This window comes from Blautia sp. aa_0143 (assembly GCF_004167315.1).
Classification (GTDB): Bacteria; Bacillota; Clostridia; order Lachnospirales; family Lachnospiraceae; genus Blautia_A; species Blautia_A fusiformis.
Window position 1 is genome coordinate 1 of the sequence record NZ_RCXU01000011.1, and the last position, 16,266, is coordinate 16,266.

Consider the following 16,266-nt stretch of genomic DNA (forward strand, 5'->3'; position numbering starts at 1 on the left):
GTTGGAGTTCGGTTTGCTTTTAAGATTCCCTCTCTGTCCCATCTCTGAAGCGTTTTTACAGAAACACCTAATAATTCCGCAAAATCTTTTGGTTTATAATTTGTGATATTTGATGTGTCCATAATATACCTCCATAAGTATATTTAAACACATTTAATATCTTTTTGCAATATATTTAGTTACTTATATCATCCTCCTCAATATGATGGCGCTTTGCATAGCCGGTAAGCATCAGCGTCAGTGCACCGTCGCCGGTCACGTTGCATGCGGTACCGAAGCTGTCCTGCAGTGCAAAGATGGTAAGCATCAGTGCAGTGCCGGAGCTGTCGAATTTCAGTATCCCGGTGATGATGCCAAGGGATGCCATGACAGTTCCTCCGGGAACACCGGGAGCTCCGATGGCAAAGATACCCAGAAGAAGGCAGAACAGAACCATGGTACCCGGTGTGGGAACGGAGCCGTACAGGATCTTCGAAATCGCCATACAGAAGAAAACCTCTGTCAGGACGGAACCACAGAGATGGATGTTTGCAAACAGAGGGATTCCGAAGCTGACCAGATCCTTGCGGAGAGGTTTTGCCTTGGAGGCACACTGCAGTGCAACGGCCAGTGTGGCTGCAGATGACATGGTCCCTACGGCAGTCAGATAGGCAGGACCATAATGGCGGACAACCTCCAGAGGATTTTCTCCGGAATAGATGCCTGCAAGGATGTAAAGAAGAGCCATCCAGATAAAATGCCCGGCAAGCACCAGTACGATGATCTTCAGAAAAACAGGCAGCTGTCTGGTGATGGTTCCCTCGTAGGCAAGGCCGCAGAAGGTAGTGCCGATAAATAACGGAAGAATGGGGATGATGATCCGAGCCACCAGAGAAAGAACGATTTTCTGAAATTCATCCAGGAGCCCAGTGATCAGCTTTGCCTTTGTCCAGGTGGCGGCAAGTCCCAGCATCATTGCAAAAACAAGAGCACTCATAACGGACATGATCTGCGGGATCTCCAGCTCAAAGATCACCTCCGGCAGCTGCTTCAGTCCTGCAGCATAGGAATGGATGGACAGATGTGGAATGATCAGAAAGCCAGAGGCTGTGGAAAAAAGCGCTGCGCCAACAGAGGAGCCGTAAGCGAGGACAACCGCAACTCCCAGCATCAGCGAAGCATTTTTGCCAAGCCTGGTAATGGACGGAGCGATAAATCCCAGCACGATCAGCGGCACGCAGAAGGTAATGAGCTGGCCCAGAATGTACTTGATAGTAACTGTGATATTAAGAACTGCCATGGAGATTCCGTTGGTGCTGTATCGGTTCAGGATAAGCCCGGCTATGATTCCCAGGATCACAGCGACCAGCAGCTTAAATGGCAGACTGTTGAAAAAAGATGTTTTTTTCATTGGAAAACCTCCTCGGATAGTATAAAATAAAGCCAGAGTTTATTATAAAGGTATTTGATAAAAATCACAAGGAGGATGAAATGATTTATCTGGATAATGCGGCTACAAGCTTTCATAAGCCGGACTGTGTGCTGCGTGCTGTGGTGGAAGCCATGCAGCATGCAGGAAACAGCGGAAGGGGCAGCAGCGGCGAAGCAATGGCAGCCTCAAGGCTTATTTTTAATACAAGATGCCAGATCGCAGAGATGTTTGACGTATGGGGACCGGAATGTGTGGCCTTTACATCCAATGACACGGAAGCGCTCAATATCGCCCTGCAGGGAACACTTCATCCAGAGGAGGGAACTCTCCATGCGATCTGTACGGAGATGGATCACAACAGTGTGCTCCGTCCGCTGTACCGCCTGGAAAAAAAAGGCATGGAGCTTACGATCCTGCCGGCAGACCGCAAGGGACGGATCTCCCTTACGGAGCTTGAAGCAGCCATCCGTCCGGAGACGAAGGTGATCGTCTGTACCCATGCTTCCAATCTGACAGGAAATCTCAATGATATCCACGCCATCGGTGAGATCGCACAGAAGCACCAGAAGCTTTTTATTGTGGATGCTGCCCAGACAGCAGGAGTATTTCCGATTTCCATGAAAAAAGATCATATAGATATTCTTTGCTTTTCCGGACATAAGGGCCTTATGGGACCCCAGGGCACAGGAGCCATCTGTGTTCGGCCGGGGGTATCTGTGGAGCCTCTGAAGGTAGGCGGAAGCGGCGTCCTCACCTTTCAGAGGGAGCATCCGCAGGATATGCCGGAGGCACTGGAGGCAGGAACCCTGAACAGCCACGGGATCGCAGGTCTTGGCGCAGCCATGGACTGGATCAGGGAAACCGGAACAGAACAGATCCGAAAAAGAGAGCAGCAGCTGATGTGGCGTTTTTATGACCAGGTAAAGGAAATTCCGGGAGTCACCCTGTACGGAGATTTTTCCCGGGAAGAACGCTCTCCTGTGGTGACTCTGAATATTGCAGGGATGGATTCGGCAGAGGTGGCCATGATCCTTGATGAAGAGTACGGAATCAGTGTAAGAGCCGGCGGCCACTGTGCACCGCTGATGCACAAAGCACTGGGAACCGAAAAAACAGGAGCTGTCCGCTTTAGCTTTTCTTATTTTAATACGGAAGAAGAGGTGGACACTGCTGCCGGGGCGGTAAAGGAGCTTGCCGCGGAATAAACAGCGAAAGACGGACAGAAAGGACACAAAGAATGTATCAGACAATATATGATGTGGTAGAAAAAAGAGGGCGTGTAAAAACAGGAATCCTTCTGAACGGAGAGGATGCCGGGCTGAAATATCTTTTGGAAGAAAGCAGCTTTTTTTATCCGAAGAGAGCAGAAAGAAATAAAGAAGCAGAAGAATTCCTGAAGGCTTCCGTGGAAGCAGCTGTGGAAACCGGCGTTGTGAAAAACGGAGACCGGGAGATATTTGTGGAAACCTACGAGAAGAATCCCAGGCTGATCATACTGGGTGGCGGCCATGTTTCTCTTCCGGTAGCAGAGATCGGCAGGATGCTGGGCTTTCATGTAACAGTCATGGATGACCGGGAGGAATTTGTGACGGAGGAAAGATTTCCCATGGCAGATGAGAGGATCTTTGGAGATTTTGATACTCTGTCCGACAGGATCCCTCCCTATGAAAATGCCTACTATGTAGTGGTGACACGAGGCCATCTGGGAGATTCCGCCTGTGCAAGAGCGATCCTTAAGAGACCCTTTGCATATTTCGGAATGATCGGAAGCAGGACAAAGGTGCGGATCACCAGGGAAAAGCTCCTGAAAGAGGGCTTTACGGAGGAACAGCTGGATCAGATCCATGCCCCCATCGGACTTCCCATCGGAGGACAGATGCCGGCTGAGATCGCCGTGAGCATCATGGCAGAGATCGTGCAGGAAAAGAACCGGCATTTCCGCACCTACTGTGATGAGGAGGTGGAGGCAGCAGTACGCCGCAGGACACCGGGAACCATGGTCACGATCATCGAGAAGAAGGGCTCCTCACCAAGAGGAACCGGGAGCAAGATGTTCGTATTCCGGGACGGAAGCACGGCAGGAAGCATCGGCGGCGGAAAAGTGGAGTTTGAAGCCGGAAAACACGCAGTAAATATCCGAAATACGGAAACAAAGGTTTACGAGCTGGGACAGGGGGCAGGAGATCTGGGAATGATCTGCGGCGGAACTGTCCGGGTGCTTTTTGAGCCGGTAAATATGTGAAAGAACCGGCCAGGACTTGCATAATATTGCAGAATCGTGTATATTGGACGCAGAGAATTTTTTACCGGCGTATAAGGAGGAATCAGATAACATGAAGAAAAAATGTATTATGGCTTTGATAATAGGCGCGGCTTTCCTTGCACAGGGCTGTGGATATGAGGAAGGAACCGATGCAGTGGTAACAGTAGTAGATTCCACACCGACGCCGGAGCCCACAGAGAAGCCGAAGGCAACTGCAACACCTACACCAGAAGCAGCGGCAGCAGATTCCACAGCAGACGGAACAGCAGCGGCAGCGGATTCCACGGCAGACGGAGCAGCAGCGGCAACAGATCCCGCAGCACAGACAGCAGCTACGGAGCAGACCCCAAGCGGCATTAACGTACAGGCACAGGATGCTACTTACTATGCAGTGGAGGGTGTGAATTTACGTTCTGACGCCAACGCAGAGGCAGAATTTGTGGCAGGTGTCCTTTCCGGAGAATCCCTGAAGTGTACCGGTGTCTGTGACAATGGATGGATTCGTGTGGATTATAATGGCCAGACCTGCTACGCATCCGGTGATTATGTCAGCACAACACCGCCGGTGGGCGCAGTGGCAGCAGATACTACCGCAGAAGATACTACCACAGAAGCAGCACAGTAGAGCACAGACTACAGGCTTTGACCAGATCAGGGAAATCCTGATCCTGCTTTAATTGCAGATATCTCCTTGATATAATAAAAAACAGGCAACTGTATCCGATGAAAGAACATCGATACAGGTAGCCTGTTTTTTTGTTTCGGCATATAGTCCGTTCAGAACACAAGGATCATGCCAGCGGATCGTACCCGCAGATCATTCCGGATAAACAAGACGGTCCGGCTTGATATCGTAGAGAACCTCGTTCAGGAATTTCTTTGCCAGATATTTTGCCATGCCAAGGTTCATATCCAGATAATTTCCGCAGTCCTTGGGAGAAGCTCCCGGGATCTCACCCTCAAAATCGCGGATAAATTCAAACATCTCAATCATCAGCGGAACGATATCTCTGGATTCATAATCCCCGTTAAGAAGAAGATAATTTCCGGTACGGCAGCCCATAGGACCCCAGTAAATGACCTTCGGGCCAAATTCCTTATGGTTCCGCAGGAAGGTAGCTGCCAGATGCTCCATGGCGTGAAGCTCGGCTGTGTTCATAACAGGCTCCTCATTGGGAGAAGTCATACGGATATCGAAGGTAGTGATCACCTGATCTCCAACCGGATCCTTACGTGAAACGTATACGCCAGGCTGAAGCTTGATATGGTCAATGGTAAAACTTGTGATCTTTTCCATGTTGATTCCTCACTTTCTTATATGTACGGGGCCCATAATAAGCTCCATACATGATTTTAGCAGAGAACCGGAAGAGATACAAGGCAAAACAAAGGGAATCCTGCACCTGGTTCCGTGCAAAGTTGACTTTATGAAAAGATGATGTTAAACTGAGAAAAGCTTACAGGGGGGAGAGTGAAAAGCTCACCTGAAAATGCCGGAACAGGTGTTTTCGGGATCTGATAAGGAGGACTTATAAATATGAAACGTAAGGTTTTAGCCGTATTATTTGCGACAGCTCTTACCGCAGGAATGCTTTCCGGATGCGGAAGCACAGACAGTACTTCTGACAAAGCAGACCAGAAGGAAGAATCTCTGGAGAAAGAAACCTCAGAAGGACAGACAGGCGTAGATGAAGAGACAGCAGCCAATGCAGTATCCGAGGAGGAGGCTGAGGCGGCAGGCTTTTCAGACCATGAAGAAAGCGCCGATGATCAGGAGGCTTCCGGTGATGCAGAGGACACCTCACATGAAACCGAAGCTTCTGCAGACAGCTCCACAGACAGTACAGAGGATACAGACAGCGCAGACGGAGAATTTTCCGATGGTTCCGAGGATGCACAAATGGCAGGAACAACTGTGATCGATATCAGTCAGCAGCTGACAGGAACTCATCATGCTGCCATCACCGTAAAGGACTATGGCGAGATCGATGTAGAGCTGGATGCAGACACTGCACCCATCACAGTCACAAATTTTGTAAAGCTGGTACAGGACAATTTTTATGATGGTCTGACCTTCCACCGGATCATTGACGGATTTATGATCCAGGGCGGAGATCCAAACGGAGACGGAACCGGCGGAGCAGAGGACACCATCAAGGGCGAATTTTCCAGCAATGGAGTGAAGAACGATATTTCTCATGTAAGAGGAACCATTTCCATGGCACGCAGCACAGATCCGGACAGCGCAAGCTCTCAGTTCTTTATCGTACAGTCCGATTCCACACATCTGGATGGCGACTATGCTGCATTCGGACACGTGACCTCCGGGATGGACATCGTAGATCAGATCTGCAAGGATGCCAAGCCGACAGACGGCAACGGAACCATTGCAAAGGATCAGCAGCCGGTGATCGAGAGTATCCGTATGGTTGACTGACAGGAGGAACAGGGATGCTGAAAGGGAAAACAGTGCTTCTTGGTATCACAGGAAGTATTGCTGCGTACAAGATCGCATATCTGGCAAGTGCATTACATAAGCTTCATGCAGATGTCCATGTACTGATGACAGAGAATGCAACAAACTTTATCAATCCGATCACATTTGAAACACTGACCGGGAATAAATGTCTGGTGGATACCTTTGACCGGAACTTTCAGTTCCAGGTAGAGCACGTGTCCATTGCCAAGAAAGCAGATGTTGTGATGATCGCACCAGCCAGTGCAAACGTGATCGGAAAGCTGGCCAACGGCCTTGCGGACGATATGCTCACCACTACGGTAATGGCCTGCAGATGTCAGAAGATCCTCGCACCGGCCATGAATACCGCCATGTATGAGAATCCCGTGGTGCAGGACAATATCCGGAAGCTGAAAAACTACGGATATGAGGTGATCACACCGGCCAGCGGCTATCTGGCATGCGGGGACACCGGAGCCGGAAAAATGCCGGAGCCGGAAACCCTTCTGGAATATATCCTGAAGGAAGCCGCCTTCCAGAAAGACCTTGCCGGCAAAAAGCTCCTGGTAACGGCGGGACCCACCCAGGAGGCCATCGACCCGGTTCGCTGTCTCACCAACCATTCATCCGGAAAGATGGGATACGCCATTGCAAAAATGGCCATGCTCAGAGGAGCAGAGGTTACGCTGGTAAGCGGACCTACTGCCATTGAGCCGCCCCTTTTTGTAAAGGTGGTACCGGTAACATCCGCCAGAGATATGTTTGAAGCAGTCACCGGCTTAAGCGATGAACAGGACATCATCATCAAGGCTGCCGCAGTGGCAGACTACCGGCCGAAGCAGGTCAGCGAAGACAAGGTTAAGAAAAAAGACGATCAGGCTTCCATAGAGCTGGAGAGGACAGACGACATTCTGAAATATCTGGGCCAGCACAAAAAGCAGGGCCAGTTCCTCTGCGGATTTTCCATGGAGACCAGAGACATGATCCGTAATTCCAGAGCCAAGCTTGAGAAGAAAAACCTGGACATGGTGGCAGCTAACAACCTGAAGGTAGAAGGAGCCGGATTCCAGGGAGATACCAATGTCCTGACGCTGATCACACAGGATGAAGAAGTGTCACTCCCGCTTATGAGCAAGGAGGATGCAGCCTTAAAGATCCTGGATAAGATCCTTCTGCTTACCACAAAGGCAGAAGCATAGCTACAGGGCCGGTCAGAGAGCCGGTTTTAACAACGAAAAGCGGAACAAAAAGATCACCGCTTTCCATCACCGTATTGTATCCGCAGAAAACGCCGGGAAATGCTGTATTTCCGGAAATATTCACAGAGCGGAACGGTAACAAGGAGGAGAAGAAATGAAAAACAACAGATTTACAACAGCGCAGCTTACATTACTGGGCCTGATGGCAGCGATCCTTCTGCTGATGGCCTACACACCACTGGGATATCTGAACATCGGGCCACTGGCCATTTCCTTTAACGTGATCCCGGTAGCCATCAGTGCAGTGGTCCTTGGCCCTGTGGGAGGAGCCGTGGCAGGAGCGATCTTCGGCCTCACCAGCTTTCTCCAGTGCATCGGAGTAGGCGGCTCCAGTGCAATGGGAGTTGTGCTTTTCGGTATCAATCCGGTATTTGCCTTTATCCAGCGCTTTATCCCACGTCTTCTGGACGGTATCTGCCTCGGATATATTTTTAAAGGCATGCGAAAAGTCAGCAATACCTATGTGGCATGTGCAGTAACCGGATTCTTTTCCGCATTCCTGAATACCCTGTTCTTCATGACAGCACTTGTAGGACTGTTTGGAAATACCGATTATGTAAAAAATCTGATGGGCGGTCATAACATCATCATCGGCTGCTGTCTCATGGTAGGGATCAACGCAGTATGCGAAATGATTTCCTCCACAGTGATCACAGGAGCAGTGGGAGCCGCACTTTTCAAGGCGCATCTGATCCCATCCGCACAGATCAGCCGTGAGAAGACAAAAGCATAAAGACGGGGAAAATAAAATTATGATTTTAGCAATAGATATTGGAAATACCAACATAGTCGTGGGCTGCATCGATGACCAAAAAACATATTTCATCGAGAGACTTGCTACCGTAAGGACAAAAACAGAACTGGAATATGCCGTAGACCTGAAAACCTTACTGGAGATCTACCACATCAAAAAGGCAGACATAGAAGGCTGTATCATTTCATCTGTAGTCCCGCAGATCACCAACATTGCCAAGCTGGCAGCAGAAAAGATCCTCAAAAAAGAAGTTATGGTCCTGGGACCTGGAGTAAAAACAGGTCTGAACATCATGATGGACAACCCCGGACAGCTGGGTGCGGATCTTGTGGCGGACGCTGTGGCAGGATTAAATGAATATCCGGTTCCGTTTATTGTGATCGATATGGGAACCGCCACTACAGTCTCGGTTGTCAACAGCAAAAAGCAATACATTGGCGGAATGATCCTTCCTGGCATCGGAATATCCCTGGATGCACTGACAGCCAGAGCATCCCAGCTCAGCGGGATCAGCATCGATGCCCCGAAGCATGTGATCGGGCGCAATACCATCGAATGCATGAAAAGCGGCGTGCTCTACAGCAACGCAGCAGCAATCGACGGGATCATTGACCGGGTGGAAGAAGAGCTTGGTGAGAAAACAACCGTGATCGCAACAGGCGGTCTTGCAAAAAAGATCATTTCTCACTGTAAGAAAGAAATCATTCTGGATGAGGACCTTCTGCTCAAAGGACTCCTTGTGATCTACAAAAAAAATCAATAAAAAAATCAGCTGCCGGTGCAGGAAACACCTACCGGACAGCTGATTTTTTTTACTGTGAAAATGCTCTGCGGAAATCCTCAGGCACAGGCGCCAGGAAGCACATAGGCTCCCCGGTGATGGGGTGGGCAAATTCCAGCTGGAAGGAATGCAGGGCCTGGCGTCCGATCCGGTCAAAAACCGGATGATACAGAAAATCCCCCGGCAGCGGACAGCCGATATATTTCATATGCACCCGGATCTGATGAGTCCGCCCCGTATCCAGATGCAGCTCCACAAGAGCATATCCATTGCTGACTGCAAGACGCTCATAATGAGTCACGGCAGCCTCCCCACGCTCAAAATTAACCTCCCTTGTGATCACAGAAGCATCCATTCTCGCAACAGGAGCGGAGATCGTCCCCCTTTCCGGCGGGATCCCGTCAGTAAGTGCAAGATAGGTACGACGGATCTGGCGCTGCTTCATCTGGGCGGAGAGAAGAGCCCCGCTCAGAGGGTTCTTGGCCAGCACCAGTACCCCTGTGGTATCCCTGTCCAGCCGGTTGATGCAGCGGTAGACAAAAGCTTTCCCCTGCTGCTTATAATACCAGGCAACACCGTTGGCAAGCGTATTTTCGTAGTTCCCGGCAGAGGGATGCACAGGCATATCAGCAGGCTTGTTCAGCACCAGGATATCCTCATCCTCATACAGGATATCCAAAGGCAGCGGCACCGGAATAATGGAAGACTCCGATCCGTCCCCGGCCTCCTCCGGAACAAGGATCCGAAGAACATCCCCCTCCCTCAGGACTGTTCTGCCAAAAGCCGGCTGCCCGTTTAGCAGGATCGCCTGCTCCGCCCGCTTCATAGTAGTCAATATATGTTTGGAAAAACCCTTCTTCCGAAGAAACCCAAGAACATTTTCCCCGGACTCCCCGGTTGAGATTGTATAGGTAATAATTCTCTCCATAGAAAAAAATCCTTTTCTGAAATTTGGCAGGCCAAAAGCCAAAACGCGCGGCCTGCGGGTATAGTATAGCATTTGGGGAGGGAAATGTCGATTAGGCATAAAAAAAGAGCTGGTACAAGAGGAAATATCCTTGGACAGCTCGTGGATTATGGGATTTGTGTCGCTTATTATCTTCATTAGCGAAAAAGAGCTTGAAACACTGTTAAATGCTGCTTTTTTTGGGCACAGTTGACCACGATTTTGACCACTAATAATTGGAAAGAAAAAGGAAAAAAGCTTGAAAAGTATTGATTTTACGCGGATTTACGCAAGAAAAAAGTGACCACTTTTTGTGACCACTAATGTTAGATTTCGATGATTATCAGACTGTTTATTCACTTTTTGATAAAAAATGACTGCATATGATGCTTAAAAAACGACATTATTAGCATGCTTCATGTCTTTGGCACGCCTTGACAAAGGAAAATATCAATGGTATCCTTACATATGGCTGTAAAATATATCTTTTTTGGTCTGTGACTAATGAAGATATTAAGCGATACCTGACAGCAGAAAGAGATGCCATGAAAACAGGATACAGTATCAAAACATGGAAAATGCGGCTCTTTTGTCCGGAAAAGCAGATGATCGAAACAACTGAAGCCCTGTATCAGGAAGCCGTAGCCTTTTACTATGAGCTTCTGAAAGAAAGAGAAGAGCTCTGGGCCGAAAATCTGCTGACCATCCAGGGACATCTGGAAAAACTCACTGTTCCCGGAAGAGACGGAAGAGAACCAAAGTACATCCCGCCAGGCGGAAAGCTCCCCGTTTACTTTCGGAGATCTGCCATGAACAAAGCTACAATGGCAGTAAAGACCGCAGCAAGCGCTGAAAGCTTCCCCGAAAAGATCGATGCCAATATCACCTTTTTCAAGGGAATGTACAGAGACCTGACAGACACCTCCGTAGTGCTGAAGCTCTGGAACGGAAAGAAATGGATCTGGGTATCCTGCGGACTTACAGGACGTCCCTTCCCAAAGGAAGCAGCGCTCCTTTCACCGACACTGGTCCATGAGGAAAAATGGCTCATGTTCCATGTCCCTGTCAAGCAGGAAAACTCCGATGCCCGGACAGCAAAAGAACGAATGCAGGAAGGCGCCAGAGTATGCAGCGTCCGCTTTACCAATACGGACAGCTTTGCAGTATGCACAGTTCTGGATGAAGGATCCAGACAGCTGGCTGTAAAAAACTGCAGAGGCGGAAATGCATACCGACATCATTGCAAAGCTTTGCTGAAAAAAGTAGAAGCATCCAGGGCATTTACCGATAAAGACAACGTCAGTCAGCCAAACAGGAAATATTACATGCATCTCAAGCACCTGAATGAACATTATGCACATCAGGTCAGCAAGGAGATCATAGATTTCTGCAAAGAAAATCACACCGGGATACTGGTACTGCCGGAGTATGATGAAAATTTTTCCAGGATATCCATGTATAGAAGCGGCAATTATTCGCCTCTTCACTTAAGTATCCGCATCCGGAATTATCTGAAATACAAAGCCTGGGCAGAAGGAATCCTGGTACTAGAGCTGCGCGCCGACGGAACAGAAAAGCAATGTTCCATCTGCGGAGCCACCGGAAAAAAACAGGGCAGCATATTCATCTGCCAGAACGGCCATCAGGTCAACCGCTTCCTGAACGGTGCCCGAAACCTGGGCCGCAAATGCCAGGAAAGCTTCCGGAAAAACAACAAACCAAGTTAATAAGCGGCAGAAATGCCTCTTATATATAAATGCTGAGTGATCAGCAAGAGAGGGAGCGCCAGTGACGCCTCCTTTCCGGTTGAATACCGCCAGGCGGCCCAACGCAGGCGTCGCCGAAGAACTGTGCCTTTGTGGTGCGGGGTGTATTCGAAGTTATAAGAATGTGAAATGTTATGAAAGAATTTCTGTGGATAAATGAATGTCGCAGGAGTAATAATCACTATATTTTTTAGGGAGAGCTCGCGTATTGCAATGCTAATAAAGATAGATCAGACACTGTGTGGCAGAGTTGGTTTGTTGTAAGGGTGGGGCATATATGCGAGTTTTTTATGTTACATATGACCATACTACTCGGAACATAGATGCGTATGTACATAGATATAATAGGTATCTTTCAATGAGAAGAGATTCGGTAAGGAAAATACTATGAAAAATATAAAATCACGGTTGCGGGTACTTATTATGTAAATGAGTTTATCATTTAAACACAAAATTACTGTTGAGTATATTATATGAGCTTTTAATGCCCCATATTTTAATAGTTTGTTGAATCTTATGAGGAATGGCTAGAGCGAGTAGTAGAAAGAGAATTCTTTTGGGGAGATGTATATGTATACATAGATAAAACACCTTTTGAGTAAATTAGGTCCAAAGAAGATAAGAGGAATAAATATTATGAACGTTAAGAAAGAATATGAGTATTGGTTGACAAATGCGAAGGCAGATGCTGACATTGTCGCTGAATTGGAAATAATGGATGATGCAAAAATCGAAGATGCATTCTATCGTAATCTTGCTTTTGGCACCGGTGGTTTACGAGGTGTTATCGGTGCAGGTACCAACCGTATGAATATCTACACGGTGGCAAAGGCTTCTCAGGGATTGGCCGATTACTTGAAAAAAAAATTTGTGAAGCCGTCTGTGGCTATCGGTTACGATAGCCGAATCAAGAGTGATGTGTTTGCGAAAGTCGCTGCAAGTGTATTTGTAGCTAATGATATTAAGGTTAGTATCTGGCCTACTTTGATGCCAGTGCCGATGGTATCCTTTGCTACACGTTATCTTCATACCTCTGCGAGTGTTATGGTTACAGCTTCCCATAATCCTAGTAAATATAACGGATATAAAGTCTATGGTGCTGACGGTTGTCAGATTACGACTGAAGCAGCAATTGAAATTTTAGCTGAGATTGAAAAATTGGATATTTTTGGAGATGTTAAGACTAGTGATTTTGAAACGGGCGTGTTAAATGGCAATATCCAGTACATTCCAGATGAGGTCTATACAGCTTTTGTAGAGCAAGTTAAGAATCAATCTGTTTTGTTTGGTGAAAAAATTAATAAGAACGTAGCCATTGTGTACAGTCCACTGAACGGCACTGGCCTAAATCCTGTCATGCGTATATTGAAAGAAACGGGATACACCAATATTACTGTGGTTAAAGAGCAGGAGAAGCCGAATGGCAATTTCCCGACTTGCCCATATCCAAATCCAGAAATCAAGGAAGCAATGGTACTTGGCATAGAATATGCAAAGAAGTGCAATGCAGACCTGTTGCTAGCGACCGATCCGGACTGCGATCGCGTAGGAATTGCTGTCAAGAATAAGACAGGTAGATATGAACTGCTGACTGGTAACCAGACAGGTATGTTGTTACTGGACTATATATGTAGCCAGCGTATGAAGCACGGCAAGATGCCTGCTGATCCTGTTATGGTTAAAACTATCGTCACGATGGACATGGGGGAACAGATTGCTTCTCATTACGGTCTGCGCACCATTAATGTTCTGACTGGATTCAAATTTATCGGTGAACAGATAGGTAAACTAGAACAGCAGGGCAAAGTTGATAGCTATGTATTTGGTTTTGAAGAAAGCTATGGATACTTGACAGGTTCCTACGTTCGCGACAAGGACGGTGTGGACGGCGCCTATATGATTTGCGAGATGTTCAGTTACTATGCTACTAAGGGCATAAATCTGTTAGACAGGTTGAACGATTTGTACAAGTTCTATGGCTATTGCCTGAATACCTTGCATAGCTATAAGTTTGATGGCAGTGCTGGTTTTGCTAAGATGCAGAGTATTATGCAGATATTCCGTAGAGATATTAAGAAATTTGGCGGTAAGAAAGTAGTTAAATTACTAGACTATGAACTTGGTTTGGATGGTCTGCCGAAGTCAAATGTGCTTAAGTTTTTGCTGGAAGACAATTGTTCCATCGTGGTGCGGCCTTCCGGTACCGAGCCTAAGCTTAAGATATATATTTCTGTCAGTACAGAGAATAAGGAGTCAGCTGAAAAGGTAGAAGCAGAGATTTGTATGAGTGCTGAAGAGTACTTGAAATAATGAGTAGAGGAGAAATCTAAAATGAATATTATTTTACTTTCTGGTGGTTCAGGTAAGCGTCTTTGGCCTCTTTCCAACGATGTGCGTAGCAAACAGTTTATCAAACTGTTCAAGAATAATGACGAGTATGAGTCAATGTTACAGCGCGTTTATCGTCAGATTACCACTGTGGATGTTGACGCAAAGATTACCATTGCGACTAGTAAATCACAGGCAAGTACTATTAAGAATCAGTTAGGTGAAAAGGTATCTATCTGCGTTGAGCCTTGCCGACGAGATACTTTCCCGGCCATTGCATTGGCTGCAGCGTATCTCCATGATGAACTTGGCATTGATGAAAATGAAGCTGTTGTTGTATGCCCAGTAGACCCATATGTAGATAGTACTTATTACGAAACAGTTCAATCCTTGCAGAAATTGGTAGAACAAGGAGATGCGAATTTAGTTTTGATGGGTATTGAGCCGACATATCCCAGTGAGAAATATGGTTATATTATTCCGGAAAGTGGCGAGAATGTTAGTAAAGTTAAAGAGTTTAAGGAAAAGCCAGATATGGAAATTGCTAAGAAGTATTTGGCACAGAATGCATTATGGAATGCTGGTATCTTTGCATTCAAACTAGATTATTTGTTGGACAAAGCTCATAGCATGATTGATTTTGTGGATTATCGTGATTTATTCAATAAGTATGATACTTTAGCTAAAATTAGTTTTGACTATGCTGTTGTCGAGAAAGAGTCTAGTATTCAGGTCCTGCGTTACAGCGGTAACTGGAGGGATGTAGGTACATGGAACATGATGGCCGAGGTTATGACAGATAGAACCATGGGTCGAGTAATACTGGATGAGACTTGTGAGAATACTAATGTGGTAAATGAGTTGAATATTCCTATCCTCTGTATGGGATGTAAAGATATGATTATTGCAGCCAGTGGTGACGGTATTCTGATATCCGATAAAGAACGAAGTGGTTACATGAAACCGTATGTTGAAAAAATTGAAACTGAAGCAATGTTTGCTGAAAAGTCTTGGGGTACCTATACGGTTATTGATGTGCAACCTGGTTCTATGACTGTTAAAGTTTCTATGAGAGCTGGTGAACATATGACTTACCATATGCATAACTGTCGTGAGGAAGTATGGACGGTTGTATCTGGCAAAGGTAAGGCTATTGTAGATGGTATGGAGCAATTACTTCAAATAGGTGATGTTATTACAATTGCAGCTGGCTGCAAACATACAGTTGAAGCTATTACCACATTGGATATGATTGAAATTCAGCTTGGTAAAGAAATTAGCGTTCTGGATAAGATTAAATTTTCAGTGGAATAAAAATAGCGGGAGATAACGAAATGGAAATCATGAAATTGATTCCAACGGGTAAAGATTATTTGTGGGGCGGCACTCGACTTAGAGAAGAATATGGTAAAAAAATTGATTTAACACCGTTGGCAGAAACGTGGGAGTGTTCAGTTCATCCGGATGGTCCTAGCTATGTTGCAAATACTACTTTTAAAGGTCGGACATTGGTTGAAATTTTGAAAGAGCATCCAGAATATCTTGGAACAAAAGTAAAAAACGGTGAGTTGCCGATTTTGGTGAAGTTTATTGATGCTAAAAAAGATTTGTCAGTGCAAGTTCATCCTAGTGATGAATATGCAAGAGAATATGAGATGGATAATGGAAAGACTGAAATGTGGTATGTTATTGACGCAGATGAAGATGCACACATAATCTACGGGTTTCAGCATGAGGTGACTGAAGAAATTCTTCGAAAAGCTATTAGGACTGGAACATTAGATAAACATTTGCAAAAAGTTTCAGTTCACAAAGGGGACACCTATTTAGTTCCAGCAGGCACTGTGCATGGTATTGGAAAAGGTGTTCTGATTGCAGAAATCCAAGAAAGTTCTAATGTAACATATCGCGTTTATGATTATGATCGAGTGGACAAAAATGGTAGAAAACGAGAACTGCATTTTGATAAGGCAGTGAAGGTTATGAGTATGAATGTTGCATCGGATGTTAGCCATAAACCTAAATTGGTACAATATTATCCTGGATCTTCACGTGAATTACTTTGCCGTTGTCAATACTTTGAAATAGAAAGAATACAAATCACTAAGAATTTTATATTTTCTGTCATGGAAACATCTTTTCAAGTGTTAATGTGCTTAGGTGGATGTGGAGAAGTACAGAAAATAGATAAGGACCGAAAAACGATGCGATTTAGTAAAGGTGAAACATTATTTCTACCAGCTGGATTGGGAAGGTGTCAAATAATTGGCAATGTTGAGATGCTTAAAGTTCGGTGTTGA

The 16,266-nt window shown here is 46.2% G+C and carries 14 protein-coding genes and 1 pseudogene; 11 read left to right on the plus strand and 4 right to left on the minus strand.

Annotated features, from left to right (window positions below):
• Nucleotides 1-107, minus strand: a 107-nt coding sequence (locus EAI83_RS06845; RefSeq protein ID WP_129974604.1) for a MerR family DNA-binding transcriptional regulator, incomplete at its 3' end; no start/stop codon positions are given.
• A gap of 68 nt (nucleotides 108-175) precedes the next feature.
• A complete protein-coding gene (locus EAI83_RS06850; protein ID WP_129974826.1) occupies nucleotides 176-1,390 on the minus strand; it encodes a dicarboxylate/amino acid:cation symporter in 1,215 nt (404 codons plus the stop codon).
• An 80-nt stretch (nucleotides 1,391-1,470) separates the two neighbouring features.
• On the opposite strand from EAI83_RS06850, the gene EAI83_RS06855 reads away from it, so the two are divergent.
• The 3 genes from EAI83_RS06855 (at nucleotide 1,471) to EAI83_RS06865 (ending at nucleotide 4,299) form a co-directional block, all read left to right on the plus strand.
• Nucleotides 1,471-2,616, plus strand: a complete 1,146-nt coding sequence (locus EAI83_RS06855) for an aminotransferase class V-fold PLP-dependent enzyme (protein WP_129974827.1) — start codon at nucleotides 1,471-1,473, stop codon at nucleotides 2,614-2,616.
• A 32-nt stretch (nucleotides 2,617-2,648) separates the two neighbouring features.
• On the plus strand, nucleotides 2,649-3,653 hold the full coding sequence (locus EAI83_RS06860) for an XdhC family protein (protein WP_129974829.1): 1,005 nt from the start codon (nucleotides 2,649-2,651) through the stop codon (nucleotides 3,651-3,653).
• 91 nt (nucleotides 3,654-3,744) lie between these two features.
• Entirely contained in the window at nucleotides 3,745-4,299 is a 555-nt protein-coding gene (locus tag EAI83_RS06865) for an SH3 domain-containing protein (protein WP_129974831.1), read from the plus strand.
• A gap of 192 nt (nucleotides 4,300-4,491) precedes the next feature.
• On the opposite strand, the gene EAI83_RS06870 is transcribed toward EAI83_RS06865, so the two are convergent.
• The gene (locus EAI83_RS06870; RefSeq protein WP_015524777.1) at nucleotides 4,492-4,971 is read right to left on the minus strand and encodes an S-ribosylhomocysteine lyase; all 480 of its coding nucleotides are present in this window, start codon (nucleotides 4,969-4,971) and stop codon (nucleotides 4,492-4,494) included.
• Nucleotides 4,972-5,610: 639 nt separating this feature from the next.
• Between EAI83_RS06870 and EAI83_RS18005 the strand changes: the two are divergent.
• The 4 genes and pseudogenes from EAI83_RS18005 to EAI83_RS06890 all read left to right on the plus strand — a co-directional run.
• A pseudogene (locus EAI83_RS18005) lies at nucleotides 5,611-6,111 on the plus strand (peptidylprolyl isomerase); the annotation flags it as partial.
• A gap of 14 nt (nucleotides 6,112-6,125) precedes the next feature.
• On the plus strand, nucleotides 6,126-7,331 hold the full coding sequence (coaBC, locus tag EAI83_RS06880; RefSeq protein WP_129974835.1) for a bifunctional phosphopantothenoylcysteine decarboxylase/phosphopantothenate--cysteine ligase CoaBC: 1,206 nt from the start codon (nucleotides 6,126-6,128) through the stop codon (nucleotides 7,329-7,331).
• Nucleotides 7,332-7,485: 154 nt separating this feature from the next.
• Nucleotides 7,486-8,124, plus strand: a complete 639-nt coding sequence (locus EAI83_RS06885) for an ECF transporter S component (protein WP_129974837.1) — start codon at nucleotides 7,486-7,488, stop codon at nucleotides 8,122-8,124.
• 19 nt (nucleotides 8,125-8,143) lie between these two features.
• Nucleotides 8,144-8,908, plus strand: coding sequence for a type III pantothenate kinase (locus EAI83_RS06890; RefSeq protein ID WP_129974839.1), 765 nt, complete (start codon nucleotides 8,144-8,146; stop codon nucleotides 8,906-8,908).
• Between the two features lie 49 nt (nucleotides 8,909-8,957).
• On the opposite strand, the gene EAI83_RS06895 is transcribed toward EAI83_RS06890, so the two are convergent.
• Complete coding sequence (locus tag EAI83_RS06895; protein ID WP_129974841.1) at nucleotides 8,958-9,854, minus strand: RluA family pseudouridine synthase; 897 nt, start codon at nucleotides 9,852-9,854, stop codon at nucleotides 8,958-8,960.
• Nucleotides 9,855-10,417: 563 nt separating this feature from the next.
• On the opposite strand from EAI83_RS06895, the gene EAI83_RS06900 reads away from it, so the two are divergent.
• From EAI83_RS06900 to manA, 4 genes are all read left to right on the plus strand, one after another.
• Complete coding sequence (locus tag EAI83_RS06900; protein WP_129974843.1) at nucleotides 10,418-11,599, plus strand: zinc ribbon domain-containing protein; 1,182 nt, start codon at nucleotides 10,418-10,420, stop codon at nucleotides 11,597-11,599.
• 675 nt (nucleotides 11,600-12,274) lie between these two features.
• Nucleotides 12,275-13,948, plus strand: coding sequence for a phospho-sugar mutase (locus EAI83_RS06905; protein ID WP_129974845.1), 1,674 nt, complete (start codon nucleotides 12,275-12,277; stop codon nucleotides 13,946-13,948).
• A gap of 21 nt (nucleotides 13,949-13,969) precedes the next feature.
• The gene (locus tag EAI83_RS06910) at nucleotides 13,970-15,280 is read left to right on the plus strand and encodes a sugar phosphate nucleotidyltransferase (RefSeq protein WP_129974847.1); all 1,311 of its coding nucleotides are present in this window, start codon (nucleotides 13,970-13,972) and stop codon (nucleotides 15,278-15,280) included.
• A gap of 20 nt (nucleotides 15,281-15,300) precedes the next feature.
• Nucleotides 15,301-16,266 carry a mannose-6-phosphate isomerase, class I gene (manA, locus tag EAI83_RS06915; RefSeq protein WP_129974849.1) on the plus strand — a complete coding sequence of 322 codons (966 nt, stop codon included), beginning with the start codon at nucleotides 15,301-15,303 and terminating at the stop codon, nucleotides 16,264-16,266.

Coding starts and splice junctions, on each gene's coding strand:
- EAI83_RS06855 (WP_129974827.1), top strand. CDS start 1,471: ATGATTTATCTGGATAATGCGGCTACAAGCTTTCATAAGCCGGACTGT.
- EAI83_RS06905 (WP_129974845.1), top strand. CDS start 12,275: ATGAACGTTAAGAAAGAATATGAGTATTGGTTGACAAATGCGAAGGCA.
- EAI83_RS06910 (WP_129974847.1), top strand. CDS start 13,970: ATGAATATTATTTTACTTTCTGGTGGTTCAGGTAAGCGTCTTTGGCCT.
- coaBC (WP_129974835.1), top strand. CDS start 6,126: ATGCTGAAAGGGAAAACAGTGCTTCTTGGTATCACAGGAAGTATTGCT.
- EAI83_RS06850 (WP_129974826.1), bottom strand. CDS start 1,390: ATGAAAAAAACATCTTTTTTCAACAGTCTGCCATTTAAGCTGCTGGTC.
- EAI83_RS06895 (WP_129974841.1), bottom strand. CDS start 9,854: ATGGAGAGAATTATTACCTATACAATCTCAACCGGGGAGTCCGGGGAA.
- EAI83_RS06865 (WP_129974831.1), top strand. CDS start 3,745: ATGAAGAAAAAATGTATTATGGCTTTGATAATAGGCGCGGCTTTCCTT.
- EAI83_RS06900 (WP_129974843.1), top strand. CDS start 10,418: ATGAAAACAGGATACAGTATCAAAACATGGAAAATGCGGCTCTTTTGT.
- EAI83_RS06870 (WP_015524777.1), bottom strand. CDS start 4,971: ATGGAAAAGATCACAAGTTTTACCATTGACCATATCAAGCTTCAGCCT.
- EAI83_RS06890 (WP_129974839.1), top strand. CDS start 8,144: ATGATTTTAGCAATAGATATTGGAAATACCAACATAGTCGTGGGCTGC.
- EAI83_RS06885 (WP_129974837.1), top strand. CDS start 7,486: ATGAAAAACAACAGATTTACAACAGCGCAGCTTACATTACTGGGCCTG.
- manA (WP_129974849.1), top strand. CDS start 15,301: ATGGAAATCATGAAATTGATTCCAACGGGTAAAGATTATTTGTGGGGC.
- EAI83_RS06860 (WP_129974829.1), top strand. CDS start 2,649: ATGTATCAGACAATATATGATGTGGTAGAAAAAAGAGGGCGTGTAAAA.